The 18,634-nt window shown below is 67.2% G+C and carries 17 protein-coding genes; 10 read left to right on the top strand and 7 right to left on the bottom strand.

Annotation, left to right across the window (positions count from 1 at the left end; all coding sequences use genetic code 11):
* The first annotated feature begins 39 nt into the window (after positions 1 to 39).
* From AUL33_RS19145 to rsmA, 4 genes are all read left to right on the top strand, one after another.
* Positions 40 to 2,439 carry an LPS-assembly protein LptD gene (locus tag AUL33_RS19145; protein WP_244492353.1) on the top strand — a complete coding sequence of 800 codons (2,400 nt, stop codon included), beginning with the start codon at positions 40 to 42 and terminating at the stop codon, positions 2,437 to 2,439.
* Between the two features lie 104 nt (positions 2,440 to 2,543).
* A complete protein-coding gene (locus AUL33_RS19140) occupies positions 2,544 to 3,482 on the top strand; it encodes a peptidylprolyl isomerase (RefSeq protein ID WP_062212174.1) in 939 nt (312 codons plus the stop codon).
* Between the two features lie 4 nt (positions 3,483 to 3,486).
* Complete coding sequence (gene pdxA, locus AUL33_RS19135) at positions 3,487 to 4,545, top strand: 4-hydroxythreonine-4-phosphate dehydrogenase PdxA (RefSeq protein WP_244492352.1); 1,059 nt, start codon at positions 3,487 to 3,489, stop codon at positions 4,543 to 4,545.
* Complete coding sequence (gene rsmA, locus AUL33_RS19130) at positions 4,542 to 5,369, top strand: 16S rRNA (adenine(1518)-N(6)/adenine(1519)-N(6))-dimethyltransferase RsmA (protein WP_062212171.1); 828 nt, start codon at positions 4,542 to 4,544, stop codon at positions 5,367 to 5,369. The genes pdxA and rsmA overlap by 4 nt, the downstream gene beginning before the upstream one ends.
* A 3-nt stretch (positions 5,370 to 5,372) precedes the next feature.
* On the opposite strand, the gene gmk is transcribed toward rsmA, so the two are convergent.
* The 7 genes from gmk to fabD form a co-directional block, all read right to left on the bottom strand.
* Positions 5,373 to 6,038 (bottom strand): guanylate kinase, encoded by a 666-nt coding sequence (gene gmk, locus AUL33_RS19125; RefSeq protein ID WP_156419499.1) that lies wholly within the window; start codon positions 6,036 to 6,038, stop codon positions 5,373 to 5,375.
* An 8-nt stretch (positions 6,039 to 6,046) separates the two neighbouring features.
* Positions 6,047 to 6,940, bottom strand: a complete 894-nt coding sequence (locus tag AUL33_RS19120; RefSeq protein WP_062212164.1) for a YicC/YloC family endoribonuclease — start codon at positions 6,938 to 6,940, stop codon at positions 6,047 to 6,049.
* 52 nt (positions 6,941 to 6,992) lie between these two features.
* On the bottom strand, positions 6,993 to 8,129 hold the full coding sequence (gene mltG, locus AUL33_RS19115; protein WP_374754450.1) for an endolytic transglycosylase MltG: 1,137 nt from the start codon (positions 8,127 to 8,129) through the stop codon (positions 6,993 to 6,995).
* 158 nt (positions 8,130 to 8,287) lie between these two features.
* Positions 8,288 to 9,553: a beta-ketoacyl-ACP synthase II gene (gene fabF, locus AUL33_RS19110; protein WP_062212161.1), complete on the bottom strand. Its 1,266-nt coding sequence runs from the start codon at positions 9,551 to 9,553 to the stop codon at positions 8,288 to 8,290.
* A 37-nt stretch (positions 9,554 to 9,590) separates the two neighbouring features.
* Entirely contained in the window at positions 9,591 to 9,827 is a 237-nt protein-coding gene (locus AUL33_RS19105; RefSeq protein ID WP_009209380.1) for an acyl carrier protein, read from the bottom strand.
* Between the two features lie 180 nt (positions 9,828 to 10,007).
* Positions 10,008 to 10,745, bottom strand: a complete 738-nt coding sequence (gene fabG, locus AUL33_RS19100; protein ID WP_062212158.1) for a 3-oxoacyl-[acyl-carrier-protein] reductase — start codon at positions 10,743 to 10,745, stop codon at positions 10,008 to 10,010.
* Between the two features lie 65 nt (positions 10,746 to 10,810).
* Positions 10,811 to 11,752, bottom strand: coding sequence for an ACP S-malonyltransferase (gene fabD / locus AUL33_RS19095; RefSeq protein WP_062212155.1), 942 nt, complete (start codon positions 11,750 to 11,752; stop codon positions 10,811 to 10,813).
* 307 nt (positions 11,753 to 12,059) lie between these two features.
* On the opposite strand from fabD, the gene AUL33_RS19090 reads away from it, so the two are divergent.
* From AUL33_RS19090 to AUL33_RS19065, 6 genes are all read left to right on the top strand, one after another.
* Positions 12,060 to 14,159, top strand: a complete 2,100-nt coding sequence (locus AUL33_RS19090; protein ID WP_062212151.1) for a bifunctional diguanylate cyclase/phosphodiesterase — start codon at positions 12,060 to 12,062, stop codon at positions 14,157 to 14,159.
* Positions 14,160 to 14,427: 268 nt separating this feature from the next.
* On the top strand, positions 14,428 to 14,871 hold the full coding sequence (gene rpsF / locus AUL33_RS19085) for a 30S ribosomal protein S6 (protein ID WP_062212149.1): 444 nt from the start codon (positions 14,428 to 14,430) through the stop codon (positions 14,869 to 14,871).
* Positions 14,871 to 15,119 (top strand): 30S ribosomal protein S18, encoded by a 249-nt coding sequence (gene rpsR / locus AUL33_RS19080; RefSeq protein WP_062212146.1) that lies wholly within the window; start codon positions 14,871 to 14,873, stop codon positions 15,117 to 15,119. Before rpsF ends, rpsR begins: the two co-directional genes overlap by 1 nt.
* A gap of 162 nt (positions 15,120 to 15,281) precedes the next feature.
* Positions 15,282 to 16,244 carry a hypothetical protein gene (locus AUL33_RS19075; protein ID WP_062212143.1) on the top strand — a complete coding sequence of 321 codons (963 nt, stop codon included), beginning with the start codon at positions 15,282 to 15,284 and terminating at the stop codon, positions 16,242 to 16,244.
* Between the two features lie 35 nt (positions 16,245 to 16,279).
* The gene (gene rplI, locus AUL33_RS19070; RefSeq protein WP_062212141.1) at positions 16,280 to 16,855 is read left to right on the top strand and encodes a 50S ribosomal protein L9; all 576 of its coding nucleotides are present in this window, start codon (positions 16,280 to 16,282) and stop codon (positions 16,853 to 16,855) included.
* Between the two features lie 293 nt (positions 16,856 to 17,148).
* A complete protein-coding gene (locus tag AUL33_RS19065) occupies positions 17,149 to 18,633 on the top strand; it encodes a replicative DNA helicase (RefSeq protein WP_062212138.1) in 1,485 nt (494 codons plus the stop codon).
* Position 18,634: the final 1 nt, after the last annotated feature.

Here is an 18,634-nt window from a genome sequence, read left to right as displayed (position 1 = left end):
AACTCGCGCCTCGCCCGGACCGGGGGACGGTCCGTGGCAATGAGCGCGCTCCTGGCCGGCACGGCGCTGGTGGCGATCGTGGTCGCCGCTTCGCCCGCGCGGGCGCAGGCAGGCTTGGGCGAACTCGGCGCCAACGTCTCGGTGCCCGAGGGGACGCAGCTCTTCCTCGAAGCCGACACCGTCACCTATGACAGCGAGAAGGGCGTCGTGACGGCGGCGGGCGGCATCCAGATCGACTACGGTGCCTACAAGCTGGTGTCGCGCAACATCGTCTACGACCAGAAGTCGCGGCGCCTCGTGGCGTCGGGCGACGTCGAGCTCGTGGAGCCGACCGGCAATCGGATCTATGCCGACTCGATCGACCTGACCGACGATTTCGCCAACGGATTCGTGCGGGCGCTGCGCATCGAGACGCCCGACAACACCCGCTTCGCGGCCGGCCAGGCCGTGCGTCAGGACGGCAGCGTCACGACATTCGAGCAGGGCATCTACACGGCCTGCGAAGCCTGCGAGAAAAATCCGGATCGCCCGCCGCTCTGGCAGGTGAAGGCGCGGCGCATCGTCTGGGACCAGAACGCCAAGGTCATCCGCTACTACGGCGCGCGCTTCGAACTGTTCGGCAAGCCGCTGGCCTACCTGCCCTACTTCGCCTCGCCCGATCCGACCGTGAAGCGCCAGTCCGGCCTGCTTCCGCCGAGCTTCAAGTCGTCGTCTGATACCGGCTTCGGCGTCCGCATCCCCTATTATTTTGCGATCGACGAGACGTCGGACGCAACGGTGGCCGGCACGGTCTTCACCAAGCAGGGCTTCCTGGCAGAGGCCGAGTACCGCAAGGCGACGGAGAACGGCTACTTCACGCTGCAGACCGCCGGCATCGCGCAGATGGATCCCGGCGCGTTCAGCGACAACCGCTCCGACGGCGTCCTCGCGGCCTTCGATCCCGCAGACACCGATCGCGCGATGATCGGGACCACCGGCCGCTTCGCGATCAACGAGCAATGGACCTTCGGCTGGGACGTCCTGGCGCAGAGCGACTCCAACTTCTCGAACGTCTACGACATCGAGAATTTCTCGCAGCTCTACCACACGTCCGAGATCTATCTGACGGGTCTCGGCGACCAGACCTTCTTCGACCTGAGGGCGCAGAAATTCGACGTCCAGACCGAGAACACGCTGACGGCGGACGTTCAGCCCTACGTCTTCCCGACGCTGGACTATCAGCGGATCGAGGAGAACCCGGTTCTCGGCGGCCAGCTCCAGTTCGACGCCAACATCACGCATCTGCGCCGCGACGAGACGAGCCCCGGCTTCCTTCTTCTCTGCCAGTCGCAGTTCCTCGTCGACGGTCTCTGCAACACGTCGTCGGGCTTCCCGTTCCGCACCGACCATTTCCGCCGCAACGCGCTGGAGGGCGACTATTCGCGTGCCAGCTTCGACGCACGCTGGCGCCGGACGCTGACCACCGATGGCGGCTTGCAGATCACGCCATCGGCGTCGCTGCGCGGCGACCTCTACCGCGCCGACATGAGCGCGCAGGGGCTGCCCTACGTCGCCGATCCCCTGGGTCTCGGCGGCATCGACGTGGACGAGGCCGGCGGTCGCGGCATGGTCACGGCCGGCCTCGAAGCCCGTTATCCCTACCTGATCGAGACCGCGAACGCGTCGCACGTCATCACGCCGATCGGCCAGATCCTCGTGCGTCCCGACGAAATGGACGCCGGCCGGTTTCCCAACGAAGACGCGCAGAGCCTCGTCTTCAACGCGCTGAACCTTTTCGACGAGGACAAGTTCTCCGGCTACGACCGGATCGAGGGCGGCACCCGCGCCAATGTCGGCGTCCAGTATTCAGGCGTCTTCGGCGCTGGCTACACGATCGATGCGGTCGCCGGCCAGTCCTATCATCTGGCGGGCGAGAACCCTTATTCGCAGGTCGACCTCGCGCTCGTCGGCTTCGATTCCGGCCTTGAGACCGATCGCTCCGACTATGTTTCCGCCATCGCCCTGACGACGCCGTTCGGCCTCAATTTCGGAGCGCAGGGTCGCTTCGACGAGAAGTCCCTCGACGTGAAGCGGACCGACCTGATGGGCGGCTTCTCCTACAAGCGCGTCGACACGGCGCTGACCTATTCGAGCATCGCGGCGCAGCCGATCTATGGGTTTGCCGAGGATCGCAACCAGGTGACGGGTTCGGCCACCGTGCGCGTCACCGACACGATCAAGACCTTCGGTTCGCTCTCCTACGACATCGAGAACAGCGCCGTGATCGATCGCACGCTCGGCGTCGGCTACGCCGACGAGTGCTTCAGCCTGATCGCGCAATACCAGAACACGAGCGATCGCTACAATCTCGCCTCGTCCGAGACGAAGGTGATGTTCAAGTTCGGCCTGCGCACGCTCGGCGAACTCGGCGTCGGCTATGGGCTTGGATCTTCGGACTGAAGTCGGATAAAGCATCATTGTTTTGCCAAAGCCTGTCGCTAGGAGCGATGGATGGAATTTGGCATTCGGCTCGCGGGAGCCGCCGGTCGGGAGACACCGAGATCATGTCCGCACGTTTGACTGTCGGGCGCTGGGCGCTCTGTTCCGCACTCGCGCTCGCTTGCGTGTCGACGGTGTCGGTGCCGGCCGCCGTCGCGCAGGCCGCATCCGAGGTGAAGGTGATCGTCAACAAGGTGCCGATCACCTCCTACCAGATCAGCCAGCGTGCCGCGTTCATGAAACTGCGCCGGGCGCCGGGCGGCAACGAGGCGGTGACCAACGAACTCATCGACGAGGCCCTCAAGTCGCAGGAGATCCGGCGTCGCGGCATCGCCATTCCCGACCCGATGGTGGACGAGGCCTTCGGACGCTTCGCCAAGGACAACAAGCTGACCGAGGCGCAGCTGACCGAGGTGCTCGGCCGCTCCGGCTTCTCGGCCAAGGGCTTCAAGGATTACATTCGCGTTCAGATGGGATGGGGCCAGGCCGTCGTCGCCAACGTGCGGCAGACCGAGCGCCTGTCGGAGCAGGACGTCGTTCAGCGGATGCTGAAGGAGGGCGGCAAGAAGCCGAGCACCACCGAGTACACGCTGCAGCAGGTGATCTTCGTCATCCCGCAGGACAAGCGCGGCGCCCAGATGAGCCGCCGCATGGCGGAAGCGAACAACCTACGCCAGCGCTTCACCAACTGCCAGGCGACTTACGACGTCGCCAAGGGTCTGCGCGACGTGACGGTGCGCGATCTCGGCCGCGTCGCCCAGCCCGAACTGCCCCCGCGCTGGAAGGACGAGCTGTCCTCGAGCAGCCGCGGTTCGGTAACGAAGGCGCAGGAGACGGAACGCGGGATCGAGTTCATCGCCGTCTGTGACACGCGCTCGGTGTCCGACGACCAGACCGCGGCCATGGTCTTCCAGGCCAACGATCTCGAGGCGATGGGCAAGCAGGAGCCGGACAAGGCGTACCTGAAGAAGCTGCGCGACAAGGCGACGATCGTTCGACGCTGATCTCGTGAGCGACATTCCCACTGAAGAGCCCGACGCCGGCGTCATCCTCGTCAGCGTCGGCGAACCGTCCGGCGTCGGCCCCGACGTGACGTTGATGGCATTCGCTGCACGCCGCGATCTCGATCTGCCGCGCTTCGTGCTTCTGGCCGACCCCGAAATGATCGCGCTGCGAGCCGAGCGCCTGAAGCTCGATATCGCGATCCAGACGGTCGGCCGCCCCGGCGAATCTGTGGGCGCCGATACGCTCGCCGTGCTGCCGCTCATCAACCGCCACAGCGAGACGCCCGGCCAGCCGGACCCGGCCAACGCCGCGGGCACGATCGAGGCGATCGACCGCGCGACGCGCCTCGTGCTCGCCGGCGAGGCGGCGGCGCTCGTCACCAACCCGATCGACAAGAAGGCGCTCTACGACGCCGGCTTCGCCCATCCCGGCCACACCGAGTATCTGGCCGAGCTCTGTGGAACCCTGATCGGGCGCCCGCTCCAGCCGGTGATGCTCCTCACCGGGCCCGAACTCTCCTGCGTCCCCGTCACCATTCACATTCCACTCGCCGACGTGCCGGCAACGCTCACGACCGACCTGATCCTGACGACCGCCCGCATCGTCTCTGCGGACCTTCGCGAGCGCTTCGGTCTGGAAGCGCCTCGCCTCGCCGTCTCCGGTCTCAATCCGCATGCAGGGGAACGCGGCGCCATCGGGCGCGAGGACGAGGAGGTCATCCGCCCGGCCATCCAGATCCTGCGCTCAGAGGGCTATGACGTCGTCGGCCCCCTCCCCGGCGACACGATGTTCCATCCGGAGGCGCGTCGGCGCTACGACGTGGCGCTCTGCATGTATCACGACCAGGCGCTGATCCCCGCCAAGACGCTGGCCTTCGACGAGACGGTGAACGTTACGCTCGGCCTGCCGATCATCCGCACCTCGCCCGATCACGGCACGGCGTCCGACATCGCCGGCAGCGGCCTGGCACGGCCGAACAGCTTTATCGCGGCGCTGCGGCTGGCCGCGCGCATGGCCGTGATCGCGCGCAGTGCCGGCTCTGGCCATGGCTCTGGCGCGTGAACGCCTTCGACGGGTTGCCGCCGCTGCGGCAGGTTCTCGAAGCGCATGGGCTCGACCCCAAGCGCGCGCTCGGCCAGAACTTCCTCCTCGACCTCAACCTCACCGGCCGTATCGCCCGGCAGGCGCTGCCGCTCGAAGGGCAGACGGTCATCGAGGTCGGACCCGGCCCGGGCGGGCTAACGCGGGCGCTCCTCTCGCATGGCGCAGGGCATGTGATCGCCATCGAAAAGGACCCACGCTGCATGCCGGCGCTGGAGGCGATCGCGGCGCATTATCCCGGCCGCCTGACGGTGGTGGAGGGCGACGCGTTGCGGATCGATCCCGGCACGCTCTGCGAGGGCCCCTACAAGATCGTCGCCAACCTGCCCTACAATGTCGGCACGCAACTCCTCCTCGACTGGATCACCGTTGCCGACTGGCCGCCGCGCTGGACCGACCTGACGCTGATGTTCCAGAAGGAAGTCGCCCAGCGCATCGTCGCGGGCGGGGACGACGACCATTACGGACGCCTCGGCGTCCTCTGCGGCTGGCGCACGCAGGCGGAGATCCTGTTCGACGTCTCGCGCGAAGCCTTCACGCCGCCGCCCAAGGTGACGTCGGCGATCGTGCATCTGCGCCCGCGCGCCGAGCCGCTGCCAGCTTGCCTGGCGGATCTGGAGCGCGTCACGGCCGCGGCCTTCGGACAACGCCGCAAGATGCTGCGCCAGAGCTTGAAGCCCGTCGGCGGCGAGGCGCTTCTGGCGCGCGCCGGGATCGACCCGCAGCGACGGGCCGAGACCCTGAGCGTCGAGGAATTCGTCCGCCTCGCGAACGAACTCTCCTGACGATTACTCCTTCGCGGCCGCGGCCGCTTCGTCGAGAAGCTGCGTCGTGAAATCGAAGAGGCCGGGCCGCCGGTCGCGGCGCAGGCGCTCGGCATTGACGATCGACAGGACCGCCGTGAACGCGCGGTCGAGATCGTCGTTCAGCACCACGTATTCGTAGTCCCGCCAACGCTCGATCTCGACGCTGGCATTGCGCAGACGCATGGCGATCGTTTCGCCGGAATCCTCGGCCCGGCGCATCAGCCGCGACTTCAGTTCGGCCATCGAGGGCGGCAGGATGAAGATCGAGACGATGTCGGACTTCGCCTGCTCCTGCAGCTGGCGAGCGCCCTGCCAGTCGATGTCGAAGAGCATGTCGCGGCCCTCGCGCATCGCCTTTTCCGCGGCGTCACGCGGGGTCCCGTAGAGATTGCCGTGCACCTCGGCCCATTCCAGCAGCGCGTCGCCCGAACGCAGCCGCTCGAACTCGTCGACCGTGATGAAATGATAGTGGACGCCGTCGATCTCGCTCGGACGGCGCTTGCGGGTCGTCACGCTGATCGACAGCGAGAAGCGGTGGTCGAGGTCGAGAAGGTTGCGGGCGATCGTCGACTTGCCGGCGCCGGACGGCGAGGAGATGACGAGCATCAGCCCACGCCGGGCGATCGGCGGGCTCGATTCGATGTCCATGAGCGGCTTCATTCGATATTCTGCACCTGTTCGCGAAACTGGTCGACCACGACCTTCAACTCGACACCGACCGCCGTGAGCGAGGTCGCATTTGACTTGGAGCACAGGGTATTCGATTCGCGGTTAAATTCCTGCGACAGAAAATCGAGCCTGCGCCCGATCGCGCCGCCCGTGGCCAAAAGCTCGCGCGCGGCGCTGACATGCGCCGCCAGCCGGTCGAGTTCCTCGCGGATATCGGCCTTGGTGGCGAGGATCGCCGCCTCCTGATGCAGACGGGCCTCGTCCAGCGGTGCGACCGCCGCACCCATCAACTCGCCAACCTGACGCGCCAGCTTGGCACGGATCGCCTCCGGCCTTCGGGCGGGATCGTCCTCGGCACGAGCCGACAGGGCCGCGATTTCGTCCAGCCGCTCAACGAGAATGGTGCGCAGCAGCGCGCCTTCGTCGGCGCGGCTCTGCAGCAGGCGATCGAGCGCCGGACCGAGGCCGTTCAGGGCGTCGCGCGCGCGCTGCGCCGCGAGCTCAGGAAGCGTCTCATTCTCCGCGAGCTCGATCACACCCTTCAGACCGAGGATCCCATCGGCCGAGGGCGGCGTCGCATGGCCCTCGCTCACCAGTTGGTTCGACAGGCGCAGGATCTCGGTCAGCATCGCGGCGTTGATCGAGAAGCTGCCGGTGCCCTCCTCAGTGCGGCGCATGGCTAGCGAGACCTGGACGTTGCCGCGCGCCAGCCGCGCCGAGACGGTCCGCCGGACATCGGCCTCGATCGACTCCAGACCCTGCGGCAGGCGGATGCGAACTTCCAGCCCCTTGCCGTTGACCGATCGCAGCTCCCAGACAAAGCTCGCCTCGAGCGTCTCCCCCTCGAAACGGGCGAAGCCCGTCATGCTCATGACGGGCATCGCGGTCTCCGCTGACGATGTCGAGGTGTCCGGCTCAAAAGCGATCCCGGCCTCATTCGAGGCTGGCTCCGGTGCCCGTGCTATCCATGGTGCGATCAGCGGCCGTCTGGCGTTCGATTTCGCGGAACTTGCGAACGTTGGCGTTGTGGGCGTTCAACGTGCTGGCGAAGGCGTGGCCGCCGGTGCCATCGGCGACGAAATAGAGATCGTCGGTCGCGAGCGGATGCGCGACGGCTTCGAGCGCGGCACGTCCTGGATTGGCGATCGGGCCGGGCGGCAGGCCTCGAATGACGTAAGTGTTGTAGGGCGTCTGTGAAGCAATGTGCGACTGCCGGATCGGCTCGTCGGCCGGCTTCCCGGCTCCGCCCCAGATGCCGTAGATGATGGTCGGATCCGACTGGAGGCGCATCCCGTCGCGCAGGCGGTTGACGAAGACCGAGGCGACATGCGGGCGTTCGGCGTCGATCCCCGTCTCCTTCTCGACGATCGAGGCGAGCGTCACGAACTGGCCGATATCCTTCACCGGCAGGTCGGGATCACGCTCGGCCCAGAGCTCGGCGACGAGCTTCGTCTGGGCCGCCGACATCTGCGATACCAACTCGGCGCGGCTCAGTCCGCGTGTGAACTTGTAGGTCTCGGGCAGGAGCGTCCCTTCCGGCGCCACCGCCGGCAGATCGCCAACGAGCGTCACGTCGGACTGCAGACGCGAGAAGATCTGCTGGACCGTCCAGCCCTCGGGGATCGTCACGCTGTGGAGGATCGAATTGCCGCTGCGCAGCGTATCCATCACGCTGCGCATGCTGGCGCCAGGCGCGAACGCGTATTCGCCAGCCTTCAGCTCGCCGCCGGCACCCTCGATGCGCACGCCGTACTCGAAGATCCGAGCGTCGCTGACGATGCCTTTTCGGGAGAGACCCGACGCGATGCTCTCCAGCCCGCCGCCCTTCGGCACGAGGTAGGTCGCCTCCTGCTGCAGGGGGCCGGCGCCCTCGAACTGACGCTTGCCCCAGTAGACGGTCAGCGCAGCCGCGATGACGGCCACGAGGGCGGCGCTGATCATGAAGCTGAGGAAGGTGACGAACCCGCTGCGGGCGCGGCGCGAGCGTCGACGCGCCCGCTTGCGGTCGGCCACGAGTTCGGCATGCGTGATCAGGGGGGGCTGGGCTCGGTCGTCCGGTCCGATCGTCACGGCCAATTCTCCGCAGGATCGGCAGGACCGACGGGGTGCCGTTCGTCCTGCCGGCCAGTGTTGGGGCGGGCGGACCGATCCGGGCGACGCGTCGTCATCCCGGCGGCAGCGCCCTCGATGCCCTTGGATGCATCATCCGAATGTGGCGAAAGACCGAGTCAGTCCTCGACGCGGCGCAGGACGAGCGAGGCGTTCGTGCCGCCGAAGCCGAACGAATTCGACAGCGCGACATCGATCCGCTTCTCGATCTTGCGCTTGGGCACGAGATTGATCGCGGTCTCGACGGAAGGGTCGTCGAGATTGAGCGTCGGTGGCGCGACGTTGTCGCGGATCGCCAGCGCCGAGAAGATCGCCTCGACCGAACCGGCGGCGCCGAGAAGATGGCCGATCGCGGACTTGGTGGAGGACATGGTGGCGCCCTGCGCGGCATCGCCGAGCACCCGTTCGATGGCGCGCAGCTCGATCTCGTCGCCCAACGGCGTCGAGGTTCCATGCGCGTTGATGTAGTCGATCTGGTCGGGCGTCACGCCGGCGCGTTTCAGCGCCATCGTCATGCAACGATAGGCGCCATCGCCGTCTTCGGCGGGAGCCGTGATGTGGTGAGCATCGCCCGACAGGCCGTAGCCGATCACTTCGGCATAGATGCGCGCGCCGCGCGCCTTGGCGTGTTCGTACTCTTCGAGGACGACGACGCCGGCGCCCTCGCCCATCACGAAACCGTCACGACCGCGATCGTAGGGCCGGGAGGCCGCCGTCGGATTGTCGTTATAGCTTGTGGACAGGGCGCGACAGGCGGCAAAGCCCGCCATGGAAATGCGGCACACCGGCGATTCGGCACCGCCGGCCACCATCACGTCGGCATCGCCGAGCATGATGAGCCGCGACGCGTCGCCGATGGCATGCGCGCCGGTCGAACAGGCCGTGACCACGGAGTGGTTGGGGCCGCGCAGCTTGTTGCGGATCGAGACGTGACCCGACGCGAGATTGATCAGGCTGCCGGGAATAAAGAACGGGCTGATGCGCCGCGGTCCCTTCTCGGCGAGAATCAGCGCGTTGCGCTCGATCCCCTGAAGGCCGCCGATCCCAGAGCCGATCAGAACGCCGGTGGCGCACTGGTCTTCGTAGCTCTCGGGATGCCAGTCGGCATCGTCCAGCGCCTCCGCCGCCGCAGCGACCGCGAAGATGATGAAGTCGTCGACCTTGCGCTGTTCCTTGGGCTCCATCCAGAGATCCGGATTGAAGGTCCCGTCCGTACCGTCTCCGCGGGGGATCTGGCAGGCGATCTGGCAAGGCAGGTCGGATACCTCGAAGCTCTCGATCCGGCCGGCCGCACTGCGGCCTTCCAGAAGGCGCTTCCAGGTGACGTCGACGCCAGCCCCGAGGGGGCTGACCATGCCGACGCCGGTGATGACGACTCGTCTCATTCGGTACTCGTTCGCAGCGGCGGGGGGCTCCAGGGTTTTAGGCCTGGTTCTTCTCGATGAACTTCACCGCATCGCCGACCGTGAGAATCGTCTCGGCCGCATCGTCCGGGATCTCGACGCCGAACTCTTCCTCGAACGCCATGACCAGCTCGACCGTGTCGAGGCTGTCTGCGCCGAGATCGTCGATGAAGGAAGCGTTGTCGGTCACCTTCTCCTGCTCGACGCCCAGGTGTTCGACGACGATCTTCTTCACCCGTTCAGCGGTATCGCTCATGGTCATTCCTTCGTTGAGATGGCTTCCGCCGTTTCGTTAACGGCCGGAGTCCGGTTAATCAAGCTATGCCCGGCTCCACCGGCATCGAGACCGCCAGTCGGCCGAGGCCACCGGCCTCTCCCGCGAGAGAAGCGCGGCTTAGCACGCGGGCCCGACGGGGCCAACCGCCGAGCGCGGGCTTTAGATCATCGCCATACCGCCGTTGACGTGGATCGTCTGGCCGGTCACGTAGCCCGCCTCCTCGGACGCGAGGAACAACGCGGCGGAAGCGATTTCGGATGCATCGCCCATCCGCTTCATCGGAATGGCGCCCATGATGGCGTCCTTCTGCTTGTCGTTCAGCTTCTGCGTCATCGCACTTGCGATGAAACCGGGGGCGATGCAGTTCACCGTGACGTTGCGCGAGGCGATCTCCTGCGCCAGCGACTTGGAGAAGCCGATCATGCCTGCCTTCGCGGCACAATAGTTGGCCTGACCGGGATTGCCGGTGACGCCGACGATCGAGGTGATGTTGATGATGCGCCCGTAGCGCCGGCGCATCATCTGGTGCGTCAGGCCCCGCGTCAGCCGGAAGGCGGCGGTCAGGTCGACCTCGATAACCCGATCCCAGTCCTCGTCCGACATGCGCACGAAGAGCCCGTCCTTGGTGATGCCGGCATTGTTGACGAGGATGTCGACGCCGCCGAGCGTCGCGTCGGCGGTCTCGGCCAGCGACTTCTGGTCCTCGCGGCTGCCGAGATCGGCGGCGAAGACATGGGCGCGCTCACCCAGCAAGGCCGCGACCTCGTCGAGCTTCTCGCGCCGCGTGCCATGCAGGCCGACGACCGCGCCGGCGGCATGGAGCGTGCGCGCGATGGCTTCGCCGATGCCGCCGCTGGCGCCCGTGACGAGGGCCTTGCGGCCGGTGAGATCGAACATGGGGACAATCCTTGTGTCTGATGGCCGTGCCGTCAGCCGGCCGGCCGAAGAGCGGTGCGGCGTGGTCAGGCGAGCCGGGCGAGCGCCGCGTCGACCTCGGCGGGCGTGCCGACAGCCTGCGCCGCGAGGCGCTTGTCGATGCGCTTGGCGAGGCCCGACAGGACCTTGCCGGACCCGACCTCGAACAGGAGATCGACCTCGGCGTCGGCGAGATAGGCCATGCTCTCACGCCAGCGCACCTGACCGGTCACCTGCTCCACGAGCCGGTCGCGGATCTCGGCGGGATCGGAGATCGGAGAGGCCAGGACGTTGGCGACGAGGGGCACGCGCGGCGCCTCGATGCGCGCGGCGGCCAGGGCCTCGCGCATGCGTTCGGCGGCGGGCTGCATCAGCATCGAATGGAACGGCGCGGAGACCGACAGCGCGATGGCCCGCTTCGCGCCGGTCTCGCTCGCCATCGTCATCGCGCGGTCGACCGAAGCCTTCGTGCCGGAAATGACGATCTGGCCGCCGCCATTGTCGTTGGCGATCTGGCAGACGCCGCCCTCCGCGGCGCGGGCGCAGATTTCGCCCAGCACACCCTCGTCGAGCCCGATGATCGCGGCCATCGCGCCCTCTTCCGGTGCCACGGCGGCCTGCATCGCTTGCCCGCGAATGCGCAGCAGCCGCGCGGCATCCGCGATCGTCAGGGACCCCGCCGCCGCCAACGCCGAATACTCGCCGAGCGAATGGCCGGCGACGAAGACCGCGGAAGCGCCGAGATCGAAGCCCCTCGCTTCCAGCGCCCGCATCGCCGCAAGCGAGACGGCCATGAGCGCCGGCTGGGCGTTCGCGGTCAGCGTCAGCTGGTCGGTCGGACCCTCGAAGATCGTTGCGGAGAGTTTTTCGCCGAGCGCCTCGTCGACCTCGTCAAAGACCCGGCGGCTCTCGGGAAACGTGTCGGCGAGTTCGCGGCCCATGCCGACGGACTGGCTTCCCTGGCCGGGAAAGATAAGCGCTAGCGCCATGGGCGGGAGTTCCGTTGCATGCGTTTCGTTGCGGGGGTGAATGGGGAGCACCCGGCGACGTGTCAAGGCGCGGTGCAGCATCGATACAACCGCGACGGACCGGCCGCGCGACGCCCGCTTCCGGCGGTTGTGGTTTTAAGACAAGTTCAAGGATCGCTGATTACGTTGGGTCAACCACAGTCGCGAAGGGCATGACGCCTCGTCGTGATCGGGCGATGCAACCATGATCCGATGGCGAGGTTACGGCTCGCCGCCGGCTTCGGGTCGTCAGCTGAAACCCACCAACGACAGCGTCGGAGCCGCGAGCATGGCCAAGTCCCGCAAAGCCACGTTCGGTCTGCGATCCGGCGACGCCGCCGATGTCCTCGACATGCTCGACACGCTCGATCTCGGATTGCTGACCTTCGATCTCAACGGCGCGGGGCGCGAGGTGCTGATCGGTGCCAACGCCGCGGCGCGCCAGTGTTTCGAGGTCGGCGACGATCTCTTCACGCCCGGTGCCGATCGCGCGAGCCTCACCGATTTCTTCGTCGCGCGCGGCGATCTCGACGACGACTTCAGCGCCGACGCCCATATCGACGACGTCCTGAACAACGCCGAGACCTCGACGCTGGCCCGGATGCCGTCCGGGCGCGTGGTGCGGTGCCTGTCGCGCCGACGCGCGGGCGGCGGCTCGCTCGTCCTGTGCACCGATGTGAGCACACAGGTCCGGGACCGGTCGCGCATGCGCGAACTCGAAGCCCGGTGCGAGGCGGTGCTCGCCAGCACGCCGACCGGCATCGTGCGAGTGGATCCGCTCGGCCATGCGAGCTACGCCAATCCGGCGGCGCTGGCGCTCTTCGACGTCGAGGACGTCCGGTTGAGCGAAGCGGAGGCGCTCGGCGCCATCGACGTCGTCCGGCGGCTGGTTCCCGCGGACGGCTCGTCGCTCGCAGCGCGCCTCTTCGAGGGGCACCGGTTCGAAGCCGAGATCGCCCTTCCAGCCATGACCCGGCATGTGATGATCTCGATCTCGCCCCGCGTCACCGTCGAGGGTGTCTCCACGCAGGTGCTGAGCCTCACCGACATCACGCCACTGAAGGAAGCGCGCAGCCGCATCGAGTTCCTGGCGCGGCACGACCATCTGACGGGCCTCGGCAACCGCGCACAGCTTAACGCCGCCTGGGACAGGATCGAGCCGCAGATCGCGCAAGGCGGCCGCTGCGTTCATTTGCTGGCTCTCGACCTCGACCATTTCAAGCGGGTCAACGACGAGCATGGGCATGGCGTGGGCGACCTGCTCCTGAAGGAGGTCGCCGACCGGCTGCACCGCTGCGTTGGCGCGCAATGCCAAGTCTTCCGCTTCGGCGGCGACGAGTTCCTCGTGCTGCTCGACGGCGCCTCGCGCCGCGAGGCGATCGAGACCGCCGAGCGGATCGTCGCTTGCCTTGGCCTCCCCGCCGACGTGGCGGGGCATAAGGTGCAGATCGGCTGTTCGGTCGGCATCGCGTCGGCCCCGCTCGACGGCGTGTCGCGCGACCAGATCCACCGCGCCGCGGACCTCGCCCTGTATGTGGTGAAGCGCAGCGGGCGCAACGGGGTCGCCTGCTTCGATCCCGTCCAGGAACAGGCGATGCTCGACCGCCGCCTGCTGCAGAGCGATCTGGCGCTCGCCATCGCCAACGAGGAGTTCCACCTCGTCTTCCAGCGGCAGGTCGATCCCGTCGCGGGCCGCGTGACGGGGCTGGAAGCGCTCGTTCGATGGCACAACCGGCGCCTCGACCGGCTGGTGCCGCCCGACGAATTCATTCCCCTCGCCGAGCAGGCGGGCCTCGTCAGCCTCATCGACCTCTGGGTCGCGCGCCGCGCGGTCGCCGACTTCGCGCGCCTGAAGGAAGCGGGTTGTGAAGCCGTGGCGCTGGCGGTCAACCTGTCGGCGCTGACGCTGGCGCGCGAGGACGCCTGCACGATCCTCGCGGCGATTCTCGCCGAGCATTCGCTCATGCCGAGCGCGCTCGAGATCGACATCGCCGAGATCGTCGCCGTCACGGAGACCGGATCGCTCGCGATCTCGCTACGCCGGCTTCGCGAGATGGGCGTTCGCGTCGCGATCGACGACTTCGGCTCGGGCCAGACGAGTTTCGGCTACCTCCAATCGCTCTGCGTGGAGCGCATCAAGCTCGACCCCTCGTTGATCCGCCACCTCGGCCGGGACGACGGCTCGGCTCCGGTGGTTGCGGCGATCTGGGAATTCTGCCGCCGCCTCGATCTGGCGCTGACGGCCGAAGGCGTCGAGACCGCCGAGCAATGGTCGGCGCTTCGCGCCATCGGCCCGATCCAGGGCCAGGGCTTCTTCCTCGGCAAACCGGAAACCGCCGACCAAATCCTGTCGCGGCTGGCGGGAACCGACATCCAGCGTCAGGCCTGAACCCGCCGGGCACCCTTGCCAATTCTTCGGCCATGGGTTATGCGCACACCGTCATTGCCCGACGTCTGGCCGGGGGCTGAACGGAAGTCCATTCCCGAAAGGGATTGGGAATCGCCGAAGACGGCGTCTCTTTCTTCCCGTGTTCCCGCTCTCGACCGTCTCTAATGACGCGCCTTTCCACTCACGGCCTTCACCGGCCAGCAGGAGAGTCGCAGAGGCTTAGCCGCCGGATCCGGGCAAACGCAACACGAATGGAAAAGGCGAACATATGTCGCTCTACGAGCACGTATTTCTTGCCCGACAGGATATCAGCGGCCAGCAGGTCGAAGCACTCGTGGAACAGTACCGCGGTGTGCTCGAGGCCAATGGCGGCAAGGTCGGCAAGGTCGAGAATTGGGGTCTGAAGACCCTCACCTACCGGATCAAGAAGAACCGGAAGGCTTACTACACGCTGATGAACATCGACGCCCCGTCGGCGGCCGTCGAGGAGATGGAGCGCCAGATGCGCTTCAACGAGGACATCCTGCGTTACATCACCATCCGCGTCGAGCAGCATGACGACGGCCAGTCGGCGATGATGCAGAAGCGCGACGACCGTCCGCGTCGCGGCGACCGCGACGGCGGCGACCGTCCGCGTCGTGACCGCGAAGACCGCCCGCGCCGTGAGGACGACGATCGTCCCCGTCGCCCGCGTAACGAGGAGGCTGCATAATGGTCGACGTCGCCCAGATGCCCACGCGTCGCCCGTTCCATCGCCGGCGCAAGTCCGACCCGTTCGCGGCGAGCGATTCGCCGAAGATCGACTACAAGGACGTCCGTCTCCTGCAGCGCTACATTTCCGAGCGTGGCAAGATCGTTCCCTCGCGCATCACCGCGGTGTCGCAGAAGAACCAGCGCGCCCTCGCCCAGGCGATCAAGCGCGCCCGCTTCCTGGGCCTGCTGCCCTACGTCCTGAAGTAGTCTTCGCGACGCTTCTTTGGATTTCGAGGGCGGCGAGCACTTGAGGCTCGCCGCCCTCGTCCTTCGATCCCGGCCCGTTCGGCGCCGCCAGGAGTCGAGACACAGCCGAGTTGGGGTTCTCTTTGCCCCTAACTGCCACAGTGCAGGACAGCGATACCGACGATGAAATTCGATGCCCTCCTCACGGGACTTGCGGCCGGCGCCGCGACCGCCCTTCTGTTCGCCGGACTGGTCGTCCAGTCGCCCGGCGCGTTGGGTCTGGCGCTGATCGCCCCGGTGCCCGTTTTGCTGGCGAGTCTCGGCTGGGGTTCCAAGGCGGGCTTCCTCGCCGCCGCCACCGCCTTCATCGCCATCGCCGCGTTTCTCGGATCCCTGAACGCAGGCCTGACCGTTCTTCTGTCGGCCGGCCTGCCCTCGGCGATCCTCGGCCATGTCGCGGGTCTCGCCCGCCCGATCGATGGGCCCGAACCCGCCCCGACGCCGTTCGGCAAGGCGCCGGCCGCGCCGGCGATGGACTGGTATCCGGTCAGCGGCATCCTCTTCGCCATCGCGCTTCTCGCGACCGCCGCCTGCATCGGGCTCGGCTGGCTCATCGGCTACGACCCGTCCGAGGTCGGCCCGGCCGTTGCCGCCGCCTTGCAGGCGCAGAGCGACGCCTCCGGCGTGTCGCCGGAGCAGGCGGCCGAGCTCGGCCGGTTCGTCGTGGCCGCCGTTCCCTTCGTGCAGCCGGCCTTCCTCGTGCTCACGCTGGTGATCTGCCTCTATCTGTCGGCGGCGATCACGCGCCTCAGCGGCAGGCTGCCGCGGCCGAAGGACGACCTGCCGGCCACGACGACGCTGCCGCGCCTGGCGCTGCCGATCTTCGCCGTGGCGCTGGCGGCCTGCTTCCTGCCGGGCACGATCGGGCTGCTCGGCGCCGTGGCGGTGGGCAGCTTCTCTTGCGCCTTCACCTTCGTCGGCCTCGCCTCGGTGCACCGGCGCACCCGCGGCCGGGCGGCGCGCGGCCTGCTTCTCTTCACGACCTACGCGGCGATCCTGCTCCTGTCGTTCCCGCTTCTCGCCTTCATGGTTCTCGGCCTGTTCGAGACCGCGAAGCCGCCGGCCTCGCCGGCAGCCAACGCCTGAACCGACCTTCAACTCCGACCCAAAGGACCTTCGTCATGGACGTCATTCTTCTCGAGCGCGTCAACCGTCTCGGCCACATCGGCGACACCGTGCGCGTGCGCGACGGCTTCGCCCGCAACTTCCTCCTGCCGTCCGGCAAGGCGCTGCGCGCCAACGAGGCGAACCGCACCAAGTTCGAAGCCCAGAAGACGCAGATCATCGCGCGCAACGAAGAGCGCAAGAGCGAGGCCCAGACGGTCGGCCAGTCGCTCGAGGGCAAGCGCTTCACCACCATCCGCTCGGCCGGCGAGACCGGCCAGCTCTACGGGTCGGTGTCGGCGCGCGACATCGCGGATCTCGTCAAGGCCGAGGGCTTCAACGTCAATCGCAACTCGGTCGAGCTGAACCTGCCGATCAAGACGATCGGCCTGCACAAGGTGTCGATCGCGCTGCACTCGGAAGTCTCGGTCAACATCGAGATCAACATCGCCCGTTCGCACGAAGAGGCCGAGCGTCAGGCGCGCGGCGAGACCCTCACCTCGGCCGACGCCATCTACGGCCAGGACGAGGACGAGATCCTCGACGAGGAGACCGAGGTTTCCGAGGACGAGGCCGGCGAAGAGCAGGCCTGAGCCGACGGCGCTCGCGAGCAGTCGTTCGCGACCGGAATGAGACGATCGCGAAGGGGAGTTCCGGCCAAGCCGGGGCTCCCCTTTTTCGTGTGGATGGTTCGGCCTATCAGCGCCACCGCCGGCAGGCGTCGTGCGTCAAGCGATCGATAGGCGAACCCACAGCTTGTCCACCGCGACGAGGGTCGTCGCCGATCCGACGTCGCTTTTTAGAACCCGCGACCGCGCATCGTTTGGTCTCGGCCCGTGATCTCCTGTAGGGTGACCGCTCACCCAGAGCATGGAGATGGCACGAGATGGCGGACGCCGCGCGCAAGTTCGAGGAGGAGTCGCCGCTCTACCGCGAGGCCCCGGCGAACATCGAGGCGGAGCAGGCGCTTCTGGGCGCCATCCTCGTCAACAACGACGCCTATTACATCGTCCACGACTTTCTGAAGCCGGACCATTTCTTCGAGGGCATCCACCGCGAGATCTTCGCGAAGGCCTCGACGATGATCAAGATGGGCAAGATCGCCAACCCCGTTACGATCAAGACCTTCCTTGCCGCCAACGACCGCATCGGCGACATGACGCTGGCGCAGTACATCGCGCGCCTCGCCACAGAAGCCACCACGATCATCAACGCCGCCGACTACGGCCGCGCGATCTACGATCTGGCCATCCGACGCTCGCTGATCCGCATCGGCGAGGACATGGTGAACATCGCCTTCGACGCACCGGTGGATGCCGAGCCCAAGCGCCAGATCGAGGAGGCCGAGCGCTCGCTGTTCGAGCTGGCCGAGACCGGGCGCTACGACGGCGGCTTCCAGTCCTTCGAGGACGCGATGGCGCTGGCCATCGAGATGGCGGGCGCCGCCAAGGACCGCGACGGGGGCCTGTCGGGCACCTCCACCGGCATCCGCGAGCTCGACCGGCGGCTCGGCGGCCTGCAGGCCTCCGATCTCATCATCCTTGCCGGCCGCCCGGCCATGGGCAAGACCTCGCTCGCCACCAACATCGCCTTCAACATCGCCGCCGCCTACGAGCCGGCCGAGCAGGCCGACGGCACGTTCAAGGCCAAGAACGGCGGCGTCGTCGCCTTCTTTTCGCTGGAAATGTCGGCCGAGCAATTGGCGACGCGCATCATCTCCGAGCAGTCGGAGGTCTCCTCCTCGAAGATCCGGCGCGGCAACATCACCGACGCCGAATATTCCAAGCTCGTCGCCTGCACCGAGATGATGCAGAAGGCGCCGCTCTACATCGACCAGACCGGCGGCATCTCAATCGCGCAGCTCGCCGCCCGCGCGCGGCGACTGAAGCGCCAGCGCGGCCTCGACGTCATGGTGATCGACTACGTGCAGCTGATGCAGGGTTCGTCGAAGAACGCCGGCAACCGCGTGCAGGAGATCACCGAGATCACCACCGGCCTGAAGGCGCTGGCCAAGGAGCTGGCCGTCCCGATCGTGGCGCTGTCGCAGCTCTCGCGACAGGTGGAAAACCGGGAGGACAAGCGTCCTCAGCTCTCCGACCTCAGAGAATCGGGCTCGATCGAGCAGGACGCCGACGTCGTGATGTTCGTATACCGCGACGAGTACTACCTGCAGAACAAGGAGCCCAAGCCCGGCACCGACGAGCACATGAAGTGGCAGCAGGAGATGAACGACGCGCGCGGCAAGGCCGAGGTGATCATCGCCAAGCAGCGGCACGGGCCCACCGGCAGCGCGCCCCTCGCCTTCCAGGCCGAGTTCACGCGATTCACCGATCTCGCCGAGGAAAGCCACCTGCCGGAACGCTACGAATAGC

The organism is Aureimonas sp. AU12, from assembly GCF_001463705.1.
Taxonomy (GTDB): Bacteria; Pseudomonadota; Alphaproteobacteria; order Rhizobiales; family Rhizobiaceae; genus Aureimonas.
Note: the sequence above shows the minus strand (reverse complement) of the source record. Positions and strands in the feature narration are given on the sequence as shown.